We start from the raw sequence: 19,420 nt of genomic DNA on the forward strand, positions 1-19,420 counted from the left end.
TTGGAGACAGCCAGTTTACCAGCACCCTGTCTGTCAACTTCCACTTCCCCAAGATCCCGCGAAGAACCATAAAAAAGGCCCCGAAGGGCCAACAAGACAGCCGGTAAAGGCTCAGGCCGAGGCCTAAACCCAGATCATCAGCACGCAGGCCGCCGTGGCGAGCCCCATGCCCAGATTGAAACGACGCCAGCCGGTGGCGGTGCGGATGAGGCGGCGCACCTGGGCACCGAACAGCACCCAGAAGGCACCGGTATAGAGGCCGGTCACGAAGAAAATGCCGAGCACCCAGCCCGCGGACGGCCAGTAAGCCTCCCCCGCCAGGGTGAAGCCGCTGATGGCGGAGAGCGCCATCATCCAGGCCTTGGGATTGAGCAGTTGCAGCATGGCCCCCTGATGGGCCGGGATGAGCGGCCGGTTCCCCTCCGCCGGGCCACTGGCGTTGGCCACCTTCCAGGCCAGCCAGAGCAGGTAGGCCGACCCCACCAGCTTGAGGCCGTCGTGCAGCAGGGGCAGACGCTCGAACACCACCCCAAGCCCCAGGGCCGTGGCCAGGATCATCAGGTTGATGCCCCCCACCACCCCCACCAGCAGAGGCACGGAGCGGCGAAACCCCTGGGCGGCCCCGGCACTGGTGAGCAGCATGTTGTTGGGGCCCGGCGTGCCACAGGTGATAAGGGCAAAGCCCGCCAGGGGGAGCAACCAGTTCAGATCCATCTCAACCTCGTTCAGATACGGCAAGCCTCCTAATATGCAGAGCCGACGCCCTGACGACAAGGTCAGCAATGCATTTTCTTTGCATGAATAATCAAGGCGCTGTTAATACCAGAGCATCACCACGCACAGGGCGGTCAAGGCACCCAGGCTGCCGTTGAGACGACGCCACCCCTTGTCCGAGTTGATCCAGCGGCTGAGTTGATGGCCAAACATCACCCAGGCGAAGCAGACCGGGAACCCCGCCATGGGGAAGACACTCATGATGCCCCACATGCTCGGCCAGTAGTCGCTCCCCGGCAGGCTGAACAGACTGATGGCCGAGATCCCCATCATCCACGCCTTGGGATTGAGGAACTGGAAGCCCAGCCCTTCAAGCAGGGTCAAGGGGCGGGCACGGCTGGCGGGATCTCCGGGGGCGCCTGCCACCGCGATACGCCACGCCAGCCACAGCAGGTAGAGGCTGCCCAGCACCTGCAGGCTCAGCTTGAGCAGGGGCCAGCGCTCGAACAGCGGATAAAAGCCGAGCGCCAGCACCAGTTGCAACACAGGCTGGCCCACCGCCACCCCGATGAGATGGGGCAGGGTGCGCCGCACGCCGAAGTTGGCGCCGGACGCCGTCAACATCAGGTTGTTCGGCCCGGGCGTGCCACAGGTGAGCAGGGCGAAGCCAAACAGGGTGGCATACCATTCGATGGTCATGGGAGACTCCTTTCTCGTCACATTGTACCGATACAATGTGTGCTTGTTGGTTGTGTAAAGACTGATAATCACGCTATATTGCGGACAATCTTGGATCAATGGATTTATTGTCACCATGACAATCTGGACGCCCGACCTCACCCCCTTCGAGGGGCCCCTCTACCTCAAACTGGTCAAGGCCATCGAGCAGGCCATCGCCACCGGCATCCTCTCACCCGAGACCCGGCTGCCGACCCACAGGGCCCTGGCAGACAAGCTGGGGGTCACCGTGGGCACCGTCACCCGCGCCTACACCGAGGCGGAGCGACGGGGCCTGCTGGCGGCCCGGGTCGGGCACGGCACCTGGGTCAGGGGAGCGGCGGATCCTGCCAACGAATGGGTGATCCGCAATGAAGACAGCCAGCGCATCGAGCTGTGGCAGAACCTCCCGGTCCAGCTGGACAGGGGCGCCATCATCAGGCCCCTGCTCACCGATCTGGCGCAGGGGGATCTCAACGGCCTGCTCGGCTATGACAAGGAGGCGGGACGCCCCGCACAGCGCCAGCTGTTTGTCGACTGGCTCGCCGAGCAGGGCATCACGGCGAGCGAAGATCGCCTGCTGTTCAGCCATGGTGCCCAGCACGGCATCATGCTGGCCCTGCTGGCCACCGGCTGCGTGGGAGAGACCCTGTTTTGCGAGGGACTGAGCTACCCCGGCATGCTGGGCAATGCACGCCAGCTCAAGAATCAGGTGGTGGGACTGGCGATGGATGAGGAGGGACTGCTGCCAGAGGCGCTGGATGCCGCGTGCCGTACCCGCCGGGCCAAGCTGCTCTACCTCACCCCCACCCTGCAAAACCCCACCACGGCCATCATGAGCCTGGCGCGACGCGACGCCATCGTCGCCATCGCCCGTCGCCACGATCTGCTGATCGTCGAGGATGACGTCAACGGCCTGCTGCCCGAAAGTGCGCTCCCTCCCCTGGTCAACCTGGCACCGGAGCGGGTCATCTACCTCGGCAGTCTCGCCAAGATCGCCTGCGGCGGCCTGCGGGTCGGCTTCGTGTTGTCCCCTCCCGCCCTTCGCAACGGCTTCGCCCAGGCGATGCGGCTGTCGAGCTGGATGGTGAGTCCGCTGCTCATCGAGCTGGCCTGCAAGCTGGTGAGCCAGCGCCAGATCATGCCGCTCATCGAACACCAGCGAAAAATCCTGGCGCGCCGGGGTGAGCTCCTGCGCCACCTGTTGCCGGGAGCGCGCTGGCAGGCGGGGTCCATGCACGCCTGGCTGCCGCTGCCCGAGCCCTGGCGCAGCCAGGAGTTTGCGGAGGCCGCCAACGCCCTTGACGTGGGGGTCGCCAGCGGAGAACACTTCGCCGCCGGCCAGTTTGCCGCCCCGCAGGGAGTACGCCTCAGCCTGAGCCAGCCCGCCACCGACGCCCGCGTCGCCGAGGGGCTGGAGCGCCTCGCCGGGCTGCTGAGGGGCACGCCGCCCACCAATCCCCTGCTATAGTCATTGACCCTGGCACCCGAGGAGCCTTCATGTCTGCCGTCCGTCCCGCCCTGCTGATCGCGACCCTGCTGCTGGGAGGCTGCGCCTCCCCGGCCCATCAACAGCTTGGCGCCGCCCTGAGCGGACTGGAGGGGGAGCTGACGCGGCTGGAGGAGGAGTTGGCAGCCATGAACGGCCTTCACTATCAAAAAGCCATCGACGCCCCGGTGGCGCTGCGCCGCTATCTCAAGGCCCCCGCACCGACGGCAGAGGGGCTGGTGCCCGTGCAGAGCCGACTGCAAGATGGCCCTCTGCTGCGCTACGACTACCGGCTGCCCGCCGGAATGACGCAGCTGCCCACCGACAACCCCTGCCTGCGCTACGAGTTCGAGCTGCGCCGCCTCGGGCGCTTGGGCCAGCTCGAGCTCGCCTGGCAGGGAGAGTCGGGAGCCGGGGAGCTGCGTGTCCCCCAGCGGGACTGCCCCTTCTCGGCCAGGGGGCCCGGCCTTCAGTGATGCTTTCTTTGCCCTGCCCAAGGCTGGCACTGAGCCATTCCTGACCCAGGTGGGGTATTGACCCCCTCTGGCTCTCGCGGGAGAGTGGAGGCTAACTTTGAATCCAACCTCTCCACCCCCGACCGGCGAAGGAGCGTCAAAGATGCAGATCCTCCTCATCGAAGACGATGCCATGATGGGCTCGACCCTCACCCAGGGACTGAGTGATCTGGGGCTGCCCCCCACCGAGCTGTTCCACTGCAAAGAGATTGCAAGCCTGCCCGCCCTGCTGTGCCAGCACGCCTTTGATGCCATTCTTTGCCGCCAGTATCACCACCAGGCCCACGAGGGCGTCAGGCTGCTGCATGAAGCACACCACCTGGGCCTGCTCGCGCCCGGCTGCGTGCTCCTGCTGCTGGAGCAGGACGAGGACACCGGCCAGTTCCCCCCCCTCCGACCTCTATTTCGCCCTGCGTCTGGCCGTGCCCTTCACCACGGAGCAGCTGGCGCACAGCCTGCAAGCGCTGCTGGCACTGACCACGGTGACCCGCCCCCTGGCCACCCCCATGGCGCTCAGGGAGTGGCGCAGCGCCTGCGCCCAGTGCGAGGATCTGCTTTACCGGCACGCCAGCCACAAGGGGCTGGAAGCACAGATGGACAGGGTAAAGGGCTACATGCTGCTGCAAGCCGGGGAACGGGTGCAGGCCGCCCAGCACTACGCCATCTGCACCACGGAGCACGATGCCTGGTGGCCACGCCAGGGACTGAACCAGGCCCTGCTCGGGCTGAACCGGGTGGAGAGTGCCCACAAGGATCTGGCCCGCAACCGGGAGCGACTGCCCCCTGTCATCCATCAGGCGCTGGTTCTCGCCTGCCAACTGCACGAGGCGCAGTGGGCTCCTGCCTGGGAAACCTTGTCAGGCTTGCTCCAACGCTGCCCCTGGCAGCCGCAGTGGCGCCAGGTGGCCATTTTGCTGGCCCTGCTGCGAAGGGATGAAGGTCAGGTGCTGGCGCAGGCCAGCGATTTCATCCTGCGCTACTTCCCCAAACAGACGTTTCGCCACTCCGTCGAACGCTGCCTGCTGGATGCGACCCTGGCGGTGCTCTGGCATCCACCGGGAGAGGCCAGAGTTCATGGGCTGCAGCAGGCCCTGGAGGAGCTCGGCCAGCAGGCCGTGACCCTGCGGGCCCACGAGGAGGGGCTGCTGCGCGCCCTGATGCTGGGTCTGGATTATCGATTCGATGACGCCTTGATGCTGCTGGCCAAGCACCCGCCGGAGGCGGCGCGGGACAATCACCTCAACCAGTTGCTCGGGGTGGCCGTCAGCCAGTTCTGCGGGCTTCCCCACCATGCCCAGCGTTATCTGGCCCAGCTCGGCCAATATCAGGGGCCGGTGGCACAGACCCCGCTGTTGCAGGGGCTCATTTTGCAGGTGGTCGACGATCTGGCGCGGCAACTGGCGCAGCGGGAGCAGCTGCTGACCCAGCTGCGCGAGGAGCGGCAACGGGCCATGACCACGGGTCAGCTCCAGCTCGCCGTGCAGAGTGCTCTGACCCTGCAGGAGCGATTCCCGGCCCAGGCGGGGGATGCCTGGCAACTGCTGGTATTGCTGACCCAGTGCTGGCCCGCCGGCATGGCGGCCCCGGCGGTGGCCCGCCTGGTGGACAGGCTGGAGCAGCGTCTCAACCACAGTGCCGCCTTCCTGGAACACCATGGGAACGCCTATCGGGAGACCCTGCAACAGGTGAGATCCCACCTGGCCCCCAAACTGCCGCCCCTCGGTCCCCATCAGGGCCTATAGCCATCCAGGGCGGTGCATGCCGCCCTGGATGGTGCGTTACAACAAGCCTCGCACCAAGATCCCCGCGATCAGCAGGGGGGCGACCAGCCGCCAGCACCAGAGCAGCGCACTACGCATCAGCGGCGAGAGATCCGCAGGCACAATACTGTCCCCCAGCTTCCAGCCAAGCAGCAGGGTCAGCACCAGACCGAACAGGGGCATCATCAGGTTGGAGGTGAGGTAATCCAGCAGATCGAACAGGGTCTTGCCAAACAGGGTGTAGTCAGCCCAGGGCCCGAATGACAGACTGACCGGAATGCCGCAGGCCATGATGAGCAGGGTCAGGACCCGGCAGGCATTGCGGCGCGACCAGCCCCACTCCTCGGTGGTGAAGCGCACCAGGTGCTCCAGCATGGAGATGGAGGAGGAGAGCGCCGCCACCAGCAGCAGCAGGAAGAAGATCACCGCCAGCCCCTGACCGAACGGCAGGTGGTTGAACACCGCCGGCATGGTCATGAAGGTGAGGCCGGGGCCGGCGGCAGGATCGATGCCGGTGGAGGCCAGCACCGGGAAGATCATCAGCCCCGCCAGCACCGAGATGCAGCTCGCCAGGGTGACCACCCAGACCCCGGAGCGCAGCGCCCCGTCACTGCTCGGCAGGTAGGCGCCATAGGTGGTGTGTACCCCGAGGCCAATGGAGAGGGAGAAGAACGCCAGCCCCAGGGCGTCGAGCACCCCCTGCCCCGTCAGGTGGGAGAAGTCGGGCATCAGGAACTGGCGTACCCCGGCCATGGCCCCCGGCATGGAGAGCCCGGTCACCACCAGGAGCAGCATCATCACGAACAGGGCCGGCATCATCCAGCGCAGCGCCCGCTCCACCCCCTGTTGCAGCCCTCCCTGCACGAACCACCAGGTGAGCCCGGCGAAGACGAGATGGGTGAGGGCCGGCCAGAGGGGATCGCTCACATAACCGGTAAAGAGTGCGGTGAGGGTGCTCGCCTCACTCAGGTTGAGCTCGCCGCCCACGGCCAGGGCCGCATAGCCCACGGTCCAGCCCCCCACCACGCTGTAGAAGCTGTAGATGAAGAAGCCACACAGAATCCCCATGTAACCCATCCAGCGCCAGTTCGGCCCCACCAACTTGTGGAAGGCGCCGAGCACGCCGCGCTGACTGCGGCTGCCGAGCAGGGTCTCCCCCACCAGCACCGCGACCCCCAGGGTGAAGCTGAAGAGCAGGAACACCAGCAGGAAGGCACCGCCCCCGTTGGTGGCTGTCACATAGGGAAACTTCCAGATGGCGCCAAGGCCGATCGCCGAGCCGGTGGCCGCCAGCACATGACCAATACGGGAAGACCACTGAACCTGGCTCATACAACCTCCGGGCAAGACAACATCAGTTCGATACTCCATGGCTAGACGCGGTGTGCGCCGCAACAAAAAAGGCCGCCTGAGGGCGACCTTTGCAATGAACAGTCAGACAAACGACACCTGCAAGGTCACCTCTCCAGGAAGGGGCTAAATCGGCCACAGAGAGCGATAAGGGGTGACATGGGAGGGCGACGCCTGCACGGTAAAAAGGAGCCACAGCCTAAACCATGGCAAGAGAAGTTGACAGAAAATAGTCTAAAACAGAACCAAAAACAGATTTAATCAAAACAAAATATAGAAATTACAGACCGTTACTCTGTTTATTTTTAATTGACAGATTTTTATAAAGAGTCAATCCTGCCACCCCACTCCCCGGCCAGCCCGGCCGGGGAGTGGCAGAGATGACCAACCCTCCCTACACCAGGCCGCGCACCAGAATGCCGCCAATGAGCAGGGGAGCCAGCCAGCGCCAGCAGCCCATCAGCAGGGCCCGCCAGTGGGGAGCCAGCCCTTCGGGCAGCGCCTGGCGACCGAGCCGCCAGCCCAGCAGCAGTGTCAGGGCCAGCCCGAACAGGGGCATCATCAGGTTGGAGGTGATGAAGTCCAGCAACTCGAAGATGTTCTTGCCAAACAGGGTCAGGGTGGCCCAGGGGCCGAACGACAGGCTCACCGGGATGCCACCCGCCATCACCAGGGCAATGACCAGGTTGCACGCCGCGCGGCGGGACCAGCCCAGGCTCTCGCACAGGAAGCACTGCAAGTGCTCCAGCAGAGAGATGGAGGAGGAGAGCGCCGCCACCACCAGCAGAGAGAAGAACACCACCGCCAGCCCCTGGCCGAAGGGCAGTTGCTGGAACACCGCCGGCATGGTCATGAAGGTGAGGCCCGGGCCCGAGGCCGGGTCAATACCGGTCGCCGCCAGTACCGGGAAGATCATCAGGCCCGCCAGCACGGCGATGACGCTCGCCAGCAGCACTACCCAGAGGCTGGAGCGACCGACCCCTTCGCTGGAAGGCAGGTAGGCGCCATAGGTGGTGTGGATGCCAAGGCCGATGGAGAGGGAGAAAAAGGCCAGCCCCATGGCGTCCAGCACACCCGACATGCCGAGCTTGCTGAAATCGGGCATCAGGAAGTGGCGCACCCCGGCCATGGCGCCCGGCAGGGTGAGGCCGAAGGCCACCAGCAGCAGGATCATGATGAAGAGGGCCGGCATCATCCAGCGCAGGGTGCGCTCCACCCCTTGTTGCACGCCGCCCCGCACGAACCACCAGGTCAAGCCGGCAAACAGCAGGTGGGTCAGCACCGGCCAGAGCGGATCACCGACGTAGTCGTTGAAACGGGCGGTCAGTGCCGCGCCGTCCCCCTGTTGCAGCTCCCCCGCCAGGGCCATGCCCGTGTACCCCAGGGTCCAGCCGCCCACCACGCTGTAGAAACAGAAGATGAGCAGGCTGCACAGCAAACCCATGGCACCGACCCAGCGCCAGCGCCTGCCCATCAGTTCACCAAAGGCGCCCACCACCCCGCGCCGGGTCAGGCTGCCGATCAGGGTCTCCCCCATCAGCACCGCCACCCCCAGGGTGAAGCTGAACAACAGAAAGACCAGCAGGAAGGCGCCGCCACCGTTGGCGGCGGTGACATAGGGGAACTTCCAGATGGCGCCGAGACCGACCGCGGAACCTGCGGCGGCCAGGATGTAACCGAGCCGGGATGACCATTGGGACTGCTTCATAAGAACTCCACGGGAAGGGCCTGCCAGCGAGGCCCGAAATGGCGCTCAGAGTACGCCCGCGGGCGCGCAATCACTCGGCGTATATCCGATATAAAACTCAGTTTTTAGCATCATTAACCAATAAAATTCGGATAACCCACCAATCGTGCCACAAAATAAAAACCGGAGCGGGGATGCTCCGGTTTGTTGTCTGCCCGGGTCTGGCGGGATTAGATGACCCCCAGTTCCCGCAACCGCTCCATCAGATAGCTGTGGGCGGTGTGGCGCTCCGAGAGCACCACATCCGGACGGGGGTGCAGGAAGAGCGGCAAGGAGATGCGGGACTTGGCGGCACTGCCCCCGGTCGGGTTGATGACCCTGTGGGTGGTAGAGGGGTAGTAGCCGCGGGAGGCCTCCTGCAGCATGTCACCGATGTTGATGATGAGGGTGCCGAAATCGCAGGGCACATCCATCCACTCCCCGTCTGAACCTTTCACCTGCAGGCCCGGCTCGTTGGAGGCGGGCAGAATGGTCAGCAGGTTGATGTCTTCATGGGCGGCGGCGCGGATGGCACCCGGCTCCTCGGTGCCGTCGAAGGGCGGGTAGTGCAGCACCCGCAGCAAGGTCTTGTGGCTCTCTTCGATCATGGAGGAGAGCGGGCAGCTGTAATGGGCGGCGATGTCCCCCGGGGTGTGTTGCTCCACCCAGCCCAGCAGCTCGGCGGCCAGATCGTTGGCGAGGCGGTAGTACTCCATCGCCTGCTCTTTCAGCTCTGCCGGCATCTGGCCCCAGGGATAGATGTGGAAGTACTCCTTGATGTCCTTCTGGCTGTGGCCCTTGGCCACCTCGGACACCGAGGGCGGGAAGTAGCCGTCCTGGGTCTCGCGATTGAACAGGAAATCCTGCTTCTGTTCGCTCATGAAGAAGCGATACCAGTTGTCATAGATGGACTGCACCAGCTCCTTCGGGATGGGGTGGTGAGTCAGCACTCCGAAGCCGGTGGTGCGCAGGGATTCGGTGAAGCGCTCGGCCGCATCGGGGGAGCGATAATCGACGGTCAGGACTTTCATTGTTTTTATGTTACATGCCAGTTAAAAGTAGGCGCAGTTTACCCTGCCTCCCCCGGCAAGAAAAGGCTGCCAGAAGCCCGTCTACAATGGCTTGAAAATACTGATAAAAACATCATGATACGGCCCCCTCGCCCGGTGCTTGTCCCGGACGGGCCTCCTCTTCTAGAATGCCCCACCCCTTTGCTGTCGGAGCCCCCTCATGTCCCCCAAGATCCTGTTGTTGACCCTTCCCTTCCTGATCGCCGGGTGCAGTTCCCTCTCGGAGGAGGAGTGCCGTGCCATGAGCTGGTACAACCAGGGCTATCAGGACGGGGAGCAGGGCAAGACCCGGAGCGCCACCCGCGACTATCAGAAGACCTGCGGAGAGTACGGCCTCAAGGTGGATGAGGCGGAGTGGCAGCGCGGCTACGCCAAGGGGCTGGAGCTCTATTGCATCCCCGAGCTTGCCTACAGCAAGGGACGGGAGGGGAGCGAATACCTGGGGGTCTGCCCCAACGACACCAGCTTCCTCACCCAGTTCGAGCGCGGCCGCAAGGAGTACCTGCTGGAGCAGCGCCTCGGCGAATTGCAGCAGGAGCTGGAGCGCACCGAGCGGAGCATCCACCAGCTGGATCAGCAGATCCGGGGCGAGAGCGACAGCCGCCAGCGCGACTACTACCGTGCCCAGCGCGAGCGCGCCATCCGTCACTACGAAGGGGTATACCGGGACTACAACCGGCTGCGCTTCCCGGATCGGGTGATCCAGTTCTCCTTCGGGAGCTGACAAAAAGGGGCCGACATGGCCCCTTTCTGTTTATCCCGTAGACTGTTTTTCCCCTCAGGCGGGCAGGACCCAGCGCTGCAACGCCAGGGCGATGCCATCCTCGTTGTGATCCGCGGTGACCCGGTCTGCATGGGCCTGGATCTGGGGCGCCGCATTGCCCATGGCCACCGCCAGCCCCACCTGCTCGAACATGCTGATGTCGTTGTTGTTGTCGCCAAAGGCCACCAGGTTCTCCATGGCGATCCCCTCGCTCGCCGCCCATTGGGCCAGCCGGTTGCCCTTGCTGCAACCGGGCTGCACCAGCTCCACCGCATAGGGGGCCGCCCAGTCACGGGTGAAGGGCAGTCTCTCCACCACCTCCCCGACGAAACGGTGCAACCGGCCGGGGTCCTGGTTGAACAACTCCAGCTTCCAGATGGGGGACTGCAACCAGGACTCGATATCCTCGGCGGGCAGCAGGGAGACCTTGAGGTGATCCGGCTGGGTTGCCGACCAGCGCCGCATCCGGCCCACGTGCTCCTCGCAGCCCAGGTAGCCGATGCCGTCCCCCAGGTGGAACAGCGCCCCCATCTGCTGGGCTTGCACCTCCTCCAGCAGGGCAGTGAGGGGCGCCACGGCCAGGGGATCCCCGGCGAGGATCCTCTCCTGTACCGGATCATAGAGGTAGGCCCCGTTGCTGCAGATGATGGGGGTGTCGAGGGCCAGCTCGTGGTGGAAGGGACGGGCCGTCATGAAGTGGCGACCCGTCACCAGCAGCACCTTGATGCCGTGGGCCCGGGCCTGGGCCAGGGCCGCCCGGGTAGCGGACGAGATCTTGTGATCCCGGTTCAGCAGGGTACCGTCCATGTCCAATGCAATGGCCTGATAACGACTCATATCACCTCCAGGAATGTCGAGACGGGTGCGGCGCCATCCCCTCCCGTTGCCAGTGCCACGACTCATCTCACCGCCGGGAATGCGGACTGGGCATGGCAAGGCCCATGATGGGAGACGCGCTCGCCGGGGGGCGGGAACAGCGGAGCAAAGAGCCATACCGTCCCAGACTCGGCGCCGCGATGCAAGTCCGGCCCGCCATCCCGTCGCCGAACTGTGATCCCCGCGCCCTTCGTCAGCCCGCCTCGGCGCACCCGGCCACGGCGTTTCGCCTGTCCGCCCGTCTGCGCAATCCGTAGAAACCGAGGGCACAGATCACGCCGCAGAGGCCGGCCAGGTAGAAGGGCCACTCGGTCCCCGCCAGCAGCACCAGGCTGCCCAGCACCACCGCCAGGATCTCGCTGCCCACCGCCAGACCGCGGTAGAGCCCCATCGCCTGCCCCTGCTGGCTGGCATGGCTGCGGTTGGAGACCGCCACCGAGGTGGCCAGCTCCCCCAGGCTCATGCCGATGCCCGCCGGGATAAAGGTGAGCGCGAGCCCCCACCACTGGGTCGGCAGGATGAACATCAGCATGCCCGCCGCCATCACCAGGTGGCCGACGATGCCAAGGGAGCTGCCGCGCCAGTGCCGTGCCAGCTGCTCACCGATCCAGGAGCCCAGCATCATGGGCACGCTCACCAGCACGGCGGCCTGGGCCAGTTGCACCGGATCCCATGCCAGCCGCTCCACCAGCCAGACATTGAAGTAGGTGAAGTAGAGCTGCACCGCCCCGTAGCTTGCCAGGGTCAGGGCAAAGTAGGGCAGGAGACGAGGTTGCAACAGCAATTGGCGGGTCGAGAGAGGAACCTCATCCCGGGTCGCCGGCACCGGGGGACGATTGGGCAGCAGCCAGAGCACCAGCAGCAGGTTGATCACCGTCATCCCCACCGCCAGCCAGGCCGCCAGGCTGTAATCTCCCGAGACCACGGCCGCATAGCCTCCGATCATGGGGCCCACCACCCAGCCCAGGTTCATGCCGATGTTGATGCGTGCGAAGTTGCGGGCCTTGGTCCTGGCCGTGCTCATGTCCGCCGCCATCGCCTGCACGATGGCGATGTCGCCGTTGAAGAAGCCCTCCACCACCCGGCTCAGCAGCAAGAGCGGCAGGGAACGCCAGGCGATGCCAAGGGCCATCAGCACATACCCCGCCAGCACCCCCACCAGACAGAGTGTCAGCACCGGCTTGCGCCCATGGCGATCGGAGAGGCGGCCAAGCAAGGGTGCCCCCAGCAGTTGAAACAACGGATAGAGCCCCATGATGACGCCAAGCCACACCTTGCGGCTCCAGTCCGACGCCTGTGGCGTCAGCATGCCCTGGGCCGGATCCAGCAGCAGCGGCGCCAGGACGGGGGAAGGCAGGCTGAATCCCGCCACCGCCAGCGTCACCGTCATCACCAATACCCAGAGGGTCGCCTGTCCCTTGATCCCTTCCATCTTCGCCTCATTAAATAAAGTTATTTGTTTATTTATATTGTGAGGGGTCGTCCATTAAGTAAAGCAGATTGTTGATTTAAATCTCCCTGCTACCCATAATGACCTCATCCAGGCGGTCACCGCACCGATACCCACCACCGGAGCCCCCATGAACGCCAGTACCGACAAGATCCTCTATCTGCTGAAAACCCGCGGCCCCCAGAGCGCCGCCGAACTCGGCGACCAGTTGCAGATGACGTCCATGGGGGCGCGCCAGCACCTGATGGCCCTGGAGTCCGAGGGCTGGGTGGGGTTTAGTGACGAGGCCCGCGGCCGTGGTCGCCCGGTGCGCCTGTGGCACCTCACCGACCAGGCCTGGCAACGCTTCCCCGACACCCATGGCGATCTGACCCTGCAGCTGATCGACGACATCCGGCAGGTGTTTGGCGACGCGGGCATGGAGCAGCTCATCACGCGGCGGGAGCAGCAGATGCAGGCTCGCTATGAATCCAGGCTGACCCAGCCGGCGCTGGCAGACAGGCTGATGACGCTCAAGGCGCTGCGCACCCAGGAGGGGTATATGGCGGACATGTCGCAGGAGGAGGACGGCAGCTGGCTGTGGTGGGAGAGTCACTGCCCCATCTGCAGTGCGGCCAGAGCCTGTCGGGGCTTTTGCCGCAGCGAGCTGGCACTGTTTCGCCGGTTGCTGGCGCCGGCCGAGGTGGAGCGGGAGCAGTATCTGCTGGAGGGGGACAGCCGCTGTCTCTATCGCATCCGGCCGCCCCGCCCCTGAGCGGGCGGAACGCAAAAACAACAAAGCAGGCGCCGGGATGCCTGCTTTGTTGCCTTCGGGGAGGGGGTGCTCTCGTTCCAGCCCGTTGTTTCCCGATAAGGTCGAACGGCTGATGGGGCTCTTGACCCGGTAAGGTCCTTCACCACAGGTGCCTGGTCGGGCGCCTGTCTTGCCACCGGAAGATGTAACCATGGTACTCCCCGCGATGCGGTGAGTGGTTGTGAAGTAGCAGGTATTTTCAGTTGTTTTTGCAATAGTTCACCCTTAATCTAGGAAAAGTGGATTAGTAATTGCGAAGAGGTACGGAGAATGCTGAAACTTGATCGTATAGACAGGCATATTCTGGAGCTGATGCAGGAAAATGGCCGCATCAGCAACCTGGAGCTGGCCGAGCTGGTCGGGCTCTCCCCCTCCCCCTGCTCGCGCCGGGTCAAGGCGCTGGAGGATGCCGGTCTCATCGATACCCATGTCACCCTGCTCAATGCCCGCCAGCTGGGGCTGACCCTCACCGCCTACATTCACATCTCCATGGACAGGCACACTCCGGAGCGGTTCGAGAACTTCGATCGCGCCGTCAAGGATCTGCCCGAAGTGCTGGAGTGCGACCTCATCACCGGCAACGATGCGGATTACCAGCTCAAGGTGGTGGTGCGGGACATGGAGCACTACCAGCACTTCCTGCTGGACAAGCTGACCCACATCTCCGGCGTGACCGGGGTGCGTTCGAGCTTCGTGCTGCGCCGCATCAAGCACAAGACCGCCCTGCCCCTCAACCACCTGGGCTGACCCCCGCATCCGGGGAGCACCAAAAGCAAGAGGAGGCCAGGGCCTCCTCTTCTTGTCTCTGCTATCAAGGGCATTCGCGGTCAACACAGCCCCCGGGCGCCATCGCGCCGCCAGGTGGCGAACGCCTCGTCATGCCTCGACCTGGCTGACATCCTGCACCTGCAGCAACCAGCCACTCTGCTCCTGCAGGGGTTCGCCGCGCAGCCGCAGCCGCTCACCGGTCGACACCCACTGCCCTTTGGGCAGAGAGATTTCCAGGCTCTCGCTGCCGTTGTCGAACACCCAGCGATCGGCGCCCAACGACTCCATCAAGTACCCTTCCATCTCCACTCTGGACTCGGCCTGCCAGGAGGGGGAGGCGGTATCACGGCTCTCGATGAAATCCCCCTGAACACCAAAGCTGGCCAGCCCCCACAGAATGGAGAGCCCGACGATGGATGATTGCATCTCTCTCTCCTGTTGGTTTGCTACCTTGAGGGCCAGTATGGGAAGAGAAAAATGAGTGCACCATGAACAAGGTGCCAAAGTGCTGGCAAGATCGCGAAAAAAACCGGCCCCATGGCCGGTCATGTCATTTTATGTCGTACAGGTCACACTACTTGGCCGCTTCTTCTGCCATCCGTGCAGCCCTTGGTTTATTTGTCCACATGGCCACCCCGCGGTGATCCGCACAGATCCCCTCGTCGGTGACCGCCCTCACCCGGACCCCGTCCTTGCAGATGGCCTGCCAGGCATCGGCATCGTCGATCTGCAACTCGGAACGGGGATAGGAGGTATCGGCGCAGGCGCACAGCAGGATGGCAAACAGAGGCAGCAGGGATTGCATGGGTTTCATCGGGTCACTCCTGACGGGAAAAGGGATCAGCGCCCCAGCTGCGCCGCCACGCGATCGCAAAGCTGCTTGAGCTGGGCCAACTCAGCATCGGCCAGATCCACCTGGTTGCGCAAGCTGTCCGCCAGACAGCACTCCCTGACCTCCTGCTGCAACTGGCGTCCCGCCTCGGTCAGGCTGATGCACTTTTGCCGCTCATCCTCGTGGGAGACGGTGCGGGTCAGCCACCCCTTGCTCTCCAGCCGCTTGACGATGGGGGTCAGGGTGCCCGCATCCAGTCCGGTCTCCTGCCCTATCTCCTTGAGGCTGACCTCGTCCCGGGCCCAGAGCGAGAGCATCACCAGGTACTGGGTATAGGTGAGATCCAGCTTGTCCAGCAGCGGCCGATAGGCACGCATCACCGCATTGGAAGCGCTGTAGAGGGCAAAACAGACCTGCTTTTTCAATTCGCTCATGGAGGACCTCGCTGACGACAAGGGGGCAGTATACCCCATCAACTTCGGGGCTGAATAGTTTGCACACAAAACAGTTGCCAGCCCCCGCGTTCAGGACTACCCTGATTTTAGTTTGCACACAAACAAAAATACCAGGCCGCCGCCCGACGCGCGGCCCCACTGCCGGAGAATGCCCATGAATGCCATCAGCCATCAAATCCAACTGCTGCGTCGCCCCACCGGTCTCCCCACCCTGGAGGACTTCGCCCTCCGGGACGTGCCCCTGCCCGCCCTGCAGGAGGGAGAGGTGCAGGTCGCCAACCAGTGGCTGTCGGTGGACCCCTACATGCGCGGCCGCATGAGCGAGGCAAAAAGCTACGTTCCTCCCTTCCCCCTCAACGGTCCCCTCGACGGCGGCGCCATCGGCACGGTACAGGCATCGCGCCATCCCGACTTCAAGGTGGGGGACAAGGTGAGCAGCATGCTGGGCTGGCGGGATGCCTTCGTGGCAAACGCCGCCCAGCTCACCCGCCTGCCCGACACCACCCTGCCGCCCCAGCGCTTCCTCGGCGCCCTCGGCATGCCGGGCATGACCGCCTGGGCGGGCCTGCACAAGGTGGCACACCTGAAGGCCGGTGAAACCCTGCTGGTCTCGGCAGCCTCCGGGGCGGTCGGCACCATGGCGGTCCAGCTCGCCAAGCAGGCGGGGGCCAGGGTCATCGGCTCCACCGGCTCGGCCGACAAGGTCGCCTACCTCAAGACCCTGGGAGCCGATGCGGTGATCAATTACCGGGAGACCCCGGATCTCGACGCCGAGCTGGCCCGCCTCGCCCCCGAAGGCATCCACGTCTACTTCGAGAACGTGGGGGGCGCCATGCTGGATGCCGCCCTCAACCACCTGGTGGTGCACGGGCGCATCGTGCTGTGCGGCCTCATCGAGCAGTACAACAGCAACGGCCAGGCCAGCGGCCCGCGCAACCTCTCCCAGGTGATCCGCAAGCGCATCCTGATGCAGGGGCTGCTGGTCTCCGATCACTGGCAGCACTACGGGGCGTTCCTGGCCGAGGCCATGCCGGCCTTCGAAGCGGGCACCCTCCAGGCCGAGGAGACCGTCAGCGAGGGGCTGGCCAGCATGCCGCAAGCCTTTATCGGACTGTTCCAGGGCCACAATACCGGCAAGATGCTGGTCAGACTGCCCTGATCCGGGGGCATTTCCCATCTATTTAACAGATAGAATGTCGCCAGACCCATCCATTTAAGCGATGGAGAATCGGCATCCGATCGCCCTTGAACAGGCGGCTTGCGCAACGGGCCCATCCCCCCTAAGGTGGGCCCGTTTTCCCTGGCGCACCCCGCCGTCTCAGCAAGGAGCCTCCCCTATGTCTACCCCCTATCCCCGCGTCGGTGTCGGCGTCATTCTCACCAATGACCAGGGCCAGGTACTGCTTGGCAAGCGCAAGGGCAGCCATGCCCCCTACTGGTCCATCGCAGGCGGTCATCTGGAATTGGGGGAGACCTTCGAGTCGGCAGCCATCCGGGAGGTGGCGGAGGAGACCGGCTTCGTCATCCACCAGCCTCGCGTCATCGCCGTCACCAACAACCTGGAGACCTGGCGCGAGAGCGGCCTGCACTACATCTCGGTCACCTTGCTGGCAGAGGTGGACGGGGAGCCGCAACTGCTGGAGCCGGAAAAATGCGAGGGCTGGAGCTGGTGCGACCCGCACACTCTGCCCGAGCCTCACTTCGATGCCAGTCGCCAGTCCATCGCCTGCTGGCTGGCGGGACAATGCTACCTGCCCCAGGCACAACCGGCCCCCTGACCCTCACCGGCAGGCTGCCGCGCGTCACCCCGGTACCTCTCGTCAGCTGGCGGAGGCGACCAGCCCCCCGCCAGCCCCTGTTGATGGCAGGCAGCGCGGGAGGGCGTACCGTCACCAAACTGTCACTTTTTTGTCATATTATCCGGGCCAGGATGATGACGAGGAGGGGAAGATGGGACAGGTATTCATGCAGTTCTTGTGGCTGGGGTGCATCAGTTTTGGCGGGCCGGCCGCCCATATCGGCTATTTTCAGCGCACCTTTGTCCAGCGGCTGGGCTGGCTGAGCCAGGCGGAGTTCGCCCAGTTGCTGGCCCTGTGCCAACTGCTGCCGGGTCCGGCCTCCAGCCAGCTCGGCTTTGCCATCGGCCGCCACCGCGCCGGCATCAGCGGCGCCCTGGCCGCCTTCGTCGGCTTTACCCTCCCCTCCTTCCTGCTGTTGCTGGCGGCCGCCGTCGGTCTGGGTCAGCTTGCGGGCAGCCTCTGGCTGGACGCCGCCCTGCACGGCCTCAAGCTGCTGGCGCTCGTCGTGGTGGCGGATGCCGTGCTCACCATGAGCCGCCAGTTCTGCAAGACGGCACTGCAACAGGGGGTCATGGTGGCCACCGCCGCCGCCCTCTGGTGCGCCCCCGGGCTTCTGACCCAGGTCGCCATGCTGCTCGGCGCGGCCCTGCTCTGTGCCTTGCGCGAGCCGCACCCGGGGAGTCAGGGCCTCGCGTCCACTCCTGCTCGCCAGCCTCACTGGCCGACCCTGCTGCTGTTCGCCCTGCTGTTCGTCGGCCTGCCCCTGGTGGCGAGCGGCCCCGTCAGCCAGTTGCTGGCCGACTTTTACCGGGCAGGCAGCCTGGTGTTTGGAGGTGGTCACGTGGTGCTGCCCCTGTTGCAGGAGAGCCTGGGTCACCACCTGAGCGAGCAGCAGTTCCTGACCGGCTACGGCCTGGCCCAGCTGGTACCCGGCCCCATGTTCACCCTGGCCACCTACCTGGGCGCCGTGCTGCTGCCCGCCACTCCCCTCATCGGAGCGCTGCTGGCGACCCTGGCGCTCTTCCTGCCGGGTTTCTTGCTGCTCTGGGCGCTGGGCCCCTGCTGGCAGCACTGGCTGGCCCGCCCCCGTCTGGCGGGGGCCGTGGCCGGTATCAACGCCGCCGTGGTGGGGCTGCTGCTGGCGGCCCTCTATCAGCCGGTGTGGCAGAGCGCCGTGCTCTCCCCCACCGATCTGGCGCTGGCCGCCGTCGGCTTCTACCTGCTGCGGGTGCCACGGCTCCCCGTGCTGCCCCTCGCCGCCCTGCTGACGGGGGCAGCCCTGTTGTTGGCCTGACGAACCCGCGACAAGTCAGGCAGCGCCCGCCGGGCTGTCGGTCGTGGATCTTCTCCCCGAAGGGAGGCAAAGAGAGCAAGATCCGTCAGGACAGCTCGGGCCCGTTGGCCGATAGTGGGCAGCACAGAGGAGAGACCATGGATCACAACCAGACAGAGGCCTACCGCCGACGCTTTCAAACGGTGACAGAGCACATCGAGCGCCATCTCGACGACGACCTGTCGCTGGAGCGGCTCAGCGCCGTGGCGCACTTTTCGCCCTTTCACTTTCATCGGCAATTTGCCGCTTACTGCGGCGTGCCGCTGGGGCGTTACATCCAGCTGACGCGGCTGAAGCGGGCCTCTTACCGGTTGGCATTCGCTCCTCTGGACAAGGTGACTGATATCGCCCTCGATGCCGGCTTCCAGCATGGCGAATCTTTCAGTCGCGCCTTCAAGCAGACGTTCGGCCTGACGCCCAGCCAGTTCAGGCAGCACCCGGACTGGGCCAGCTGGCATCGCTGCCTGCCACGGCCCCCCACCAAGAGGATTGACCCCATGCGAGTCGACATCATCCAGTTCCCGCAGACCGCCGTCGCCGCCCTGACCCATCAGGGCCTGCCCGAGCGCATCAACGACACCGCGGCGCGCTTCATCCAGTGGCGCAAGGCCACGGGCGGCTCCCCGGTCGCCACCAGCCGGACCTATGGCCTGGCGCCGGACGACCCCGCCACGACGGAGGGTGCGGCGTTTCGCTTTACCCTCTGTGGCAGCGTCGAGGCCCCCGTCGCCGAGGACAATGAGTGGGGCGTGAAGAATGCCCTCATCCCGGCTGGGCGCTGCGCCGTGGTACGCCACCACGGCTCCCACGACCTCCTGGCCGACTGTGCCCGGGCGCTCTACCGCGACTGGCTGCCCGCCAGCGGCGAAGAGCTGCGGGATTTTCCGCTCTTCTTCCACTACCACAACTTTGTACACGAGGTGCCCACCCATGAGCTGGTCACCGACATCTACCTGCCGCTGGCATAGCCCAGCACCTGACAGGGGGAGATAAAAAAGCGGCGCCTCCGA

19 protein-coding genes and 1 pseudogene are annotated in these 19,420 nt (G+C 64.9%); 10 read left to right on the plus strand and 10 right to left on the minus strand.

Going from position 1 to position 19,420, the window contains the following annotated elements:
• Window positions 1-123 precede the first annotated feature (123 nt).
• On the minus strand, window positions 124-714 hold the full coding sequence (locus PG896_RS06135) for a LysE family translocator (protein WP_010672906.1): 591 nt from the start codon (window positions 712-714) through the stop codon (window positions 124-126).
• Between the two features lie 102 nt (window positions 715-816).
• A complete protein-coding gene (locus PG896_RS06140; protein ID WP_039039402.1) occupies window positions 817-1,413 on the minus strand; it encodes a LysE family translocator in 597 nt (198 codons plus the stop codon).
• Between the two features lie 115 nt (window positions 1,414-1,528).
• Here PG896_RS06140 and PG896_RS06145 point away from each other — a divergent pair, with 115 nt between their 5' ends.
• The 3 genes and pseudogenes from PG896_RS06145 to PG896_RS06160 all read left to right on the plus strand — a co-directional run bounded on the left by PG896_RS06145 (window position 1,529) and on the right by PG896_RS06160 (window position 5,177).
• On the plus strand, window positions 1,529-2,902 hold the full coding sequence (locus tag PG896_RS06145) for an aminotransferase-like domain-containing protein (RefSeq protein WP_171865572.1): 1,374 nt from the start codon (window positions 1,529-1,531) through the stop codon (window positions 2,900-2,902).
• 29 nt (window positions 2,903-2,931) lie between these two features.
• Entirely contained in the window at window positions 2,932-3,396 is a 465-nt protein-coding gene (locus PG896_RS06150) for a hypothetical protein (RefSeq protein ID WP_041211035.1), read from the plus strand.
• Window positions 3,397-3,538: 142 nt separating this feature from the next.
• Window positions 3,539-5,177 (plus strand): annotated as a pseudogene (locus PG896_RS06160) (hypothetical protein).
• 36 nt (window positions 5,178-5,213) lie between these two features.
• Here PG896_RS06160 and PG896_RS06165 read toward each other — a convergent pair.
• From PG896_RS06165 to PG896_RS06175, 3 genes are all read right to left on the minus strand, one after another.
• Window positions 5,214-6,527: a sodium-dependent transporter gene (locus PG896_RS06165; RefSeq protein WP_161470177.1), complete on the minus strand. Its 1,314-nt coding sequence runs from the start codon at window positions 6,525-6,527 to the stop codon at window positions 5,214-5,216.
• 412 nt (window positions 6,528-6,939) lie between these two features.
• On the minus strand, window positions 6,940-8,253 hold the full coding sequence (locus PG896_RS06170) for a sodium-dependent transporter (RefSeq protein ID WP_042015790.1): 1,314 nt from the start codon (window positions 8,251-8,253) through the stop codon (window positions 6,940-6,942).
• 209 nt (window positions 8,254-8,462) lie between these two features.
• On the minus strand, window positions 8,463-9,302 hold the full coding sequence (locus PG896_RS06175; protein WP_010672899.1) for an isopenicillin N synthase family dioxygenase: 840 nt from the start codon (window positions 9,300-9,302) through the stop codon (window positions 8,463-8,465).
• Between the two features lie 199 nt (window positions 9,303-9,501).
• Between PG896_RS06175 and PG896_RS06180 the strand changes: the two genes are divergently transcribed.
• Complete coding sequence (locus tag PG896_RS06180) at window positions 9,502-10,065, plus strand: DUF2799 domain-containing protein (protein WP_043155692.1); 564 nt, start codon at window positions 9,502-9,504, stop codon at window positions 10,063-10,065.
• Window positions 10,066-10,119: 54 nt separating this feature from the next.
• On the opposite strand, the gene PG896_RS06185 is transcribed toward PG896_RS06180, so the two are convergent.
• The gene (locus PG896_RS06185) at window positions 10,120-10,941 is read right to left on the minus strand and encodes a Cof-type HAD-IIB family hydrolase (RefSeq protein WP_043155694.1); all 822 of its coding nucleotides are present in this window, start codon (window positions 10,939-10,941) and stop codon (window positions 10,120-10,122) included.
• A gap of 232 nt (window positions 10,942-11,173) precedes the next feature.
• A complete protein-coding gene (locus PG896_RS06190) occupies window positions 11,174-12,412 on the minus strand; it encodes an MFS transporter (protein ID WP_069652460.1) in 1,239 nt (412 codons plus the stop codon).
• Window positions 12,413-12,560: 148 nt separating this feature from the next.
• Between PG896_RS06190 and PG896_RS06195 the strand changes: the two genes are divergently transcribed.
• Complete coding sequence (locus tag PG896_RS06195; protein ID WP_041214535.1) at window positions 12,561-13,184, plus strand: helix-turn-helix transcriptional regulator; 624 nt, start codon at window positions 12,561-12,563, stop codon at window positions 13,182-13,184.
• Between the two features lie 309 nt (window positions 13,185-13,493).
• Window positions 13,494-13,970: an Lrp/AsnC family transcriptional regulator gene (locus tag PG896_RS06200; RefSeq protein ID WP_010672894.1), complete on the plus strand. Its 477-nt coding sequence runs from the start codon at window positions 13,494-13,496 to the stop codon at window positions 13,968-13,970.
• Window positions 13,971-14,099: 129 nt separating this feature from the next.
• Here PG896_RS06200 and PG896_RS06205 read toward each other — a convergent pair whose 3' ends face one another.
• From PG896_RS06205 to PG896_RS06215, 3 genes are all read right to left on the minus strand, one after another.
• Window positions 14,100-14,417 carry a hypothetical protein gene (locus PG896_RS06205; protein ID WP_041211026.1) on the minus strand — a complete coding sequence of 106 codons (318 nt, stop codon included), beginning with the start codon at window positions 14,415-14,417 and terminating at the stop codon, window positions 14,100-14,102.
• Window positions 14,418-14,565: 148 nt separating this feature from the next.
• Window positions 14,566-14,796 carry a hypothetical protein gene (locus PG896_RS06210; RefSeq protein ID WP_029313696.1) on the minus strand — a complete coding sequence of 77 codons (231 nt, stop codon included), beginning with the start codon at window positions 14,794-14,796 and terminating at the stop codon, window positions 14,566-14,568.
• Window positions 14,797-14,831: 35 nt separating this feature from the next.
• On the minus strand, window positions 14,832-15,257 hold the full coding sequence (locus PG896_RS06215) for a MarR family winged helix-turn-helix transcriptional regulator (RefSeq protein WP_029313694.1): 426 nt from the start codon (window positions 15,255-15,257) through the stop codon (window positions 14,832-14,834).
• A 175-nt stretch (window positions 15,258-15,432) separates the two neighbouring features.
• Between PG896_RS06215 and PG896_RS06220 the strand changes: the two genes are divergently transcribed.
• From PG896_RS06220 to PG896_RS06235, 4 genes are all read left to right on the plus strand, one after another.
• Window positions 15,433-16,437 (plus strand): NADP-dependent oxidoreductase, encoded by a 1,005-nt coding sequence (locus PG896_RS06220; protein WP_139739635.1) that lies wholly within the window; start codon window positions 15,433-15,435, stop codon window positions 16,435-16,437.
• 178 nt (window positions 16,438-16,615) lie between these two features.
• The gene (locus PG896_RS06225; protein WP_270835525.1) at window positions 16,616-17,056 is read left to right on the plus strand and encodes a nucleotide triphosphate diphosphatase NUDT15; all 441 of its coding nucleotides are present in this window, start codon (window positions 16,616-16,618) and stop codon (window positions 17,054-17,056) included.
• 172 nt (window positions 17,057-17,228) lie between these two features.
• On the plus strand, window positions 17,229-18,371 hold the full coding sequence (gene chrA / locus PG896_RS06230) for a chromate efflux transporter (protein ID WP_270835526.1): 1,143 nt from the start codon (window positions 17,229-17,231) through the stop codon (window positions 18,369-18,371).
• A 137-nt stretch (window positions 18,372-18,508) separates the two neighbouring features.
• The gene (locus tag PG896_RS06235) at window positions 18,509-19,378 is read left to right on the plus strand and encodes an AraC family transcriptional regulator (protein WP_270835527.1); all 870 of its coding nucleotides are present in this window, start codon (window positions 18,509-18,511) and stop codon (window positions 19,376-19,378) included.
• Window positions 19,379-19,420 lie beyond the last annotated feature (42 nt).

The organism is Aeromonas sp. QDB30 (genome assembly GCF_027707645.1).
Classification (GTDB): Bacteria; Pseudomonadota; Gammaproteobacteria; order Enterobacterales; family Aeromonadaceae; genus Aeromonas; species Aeromonas caviae.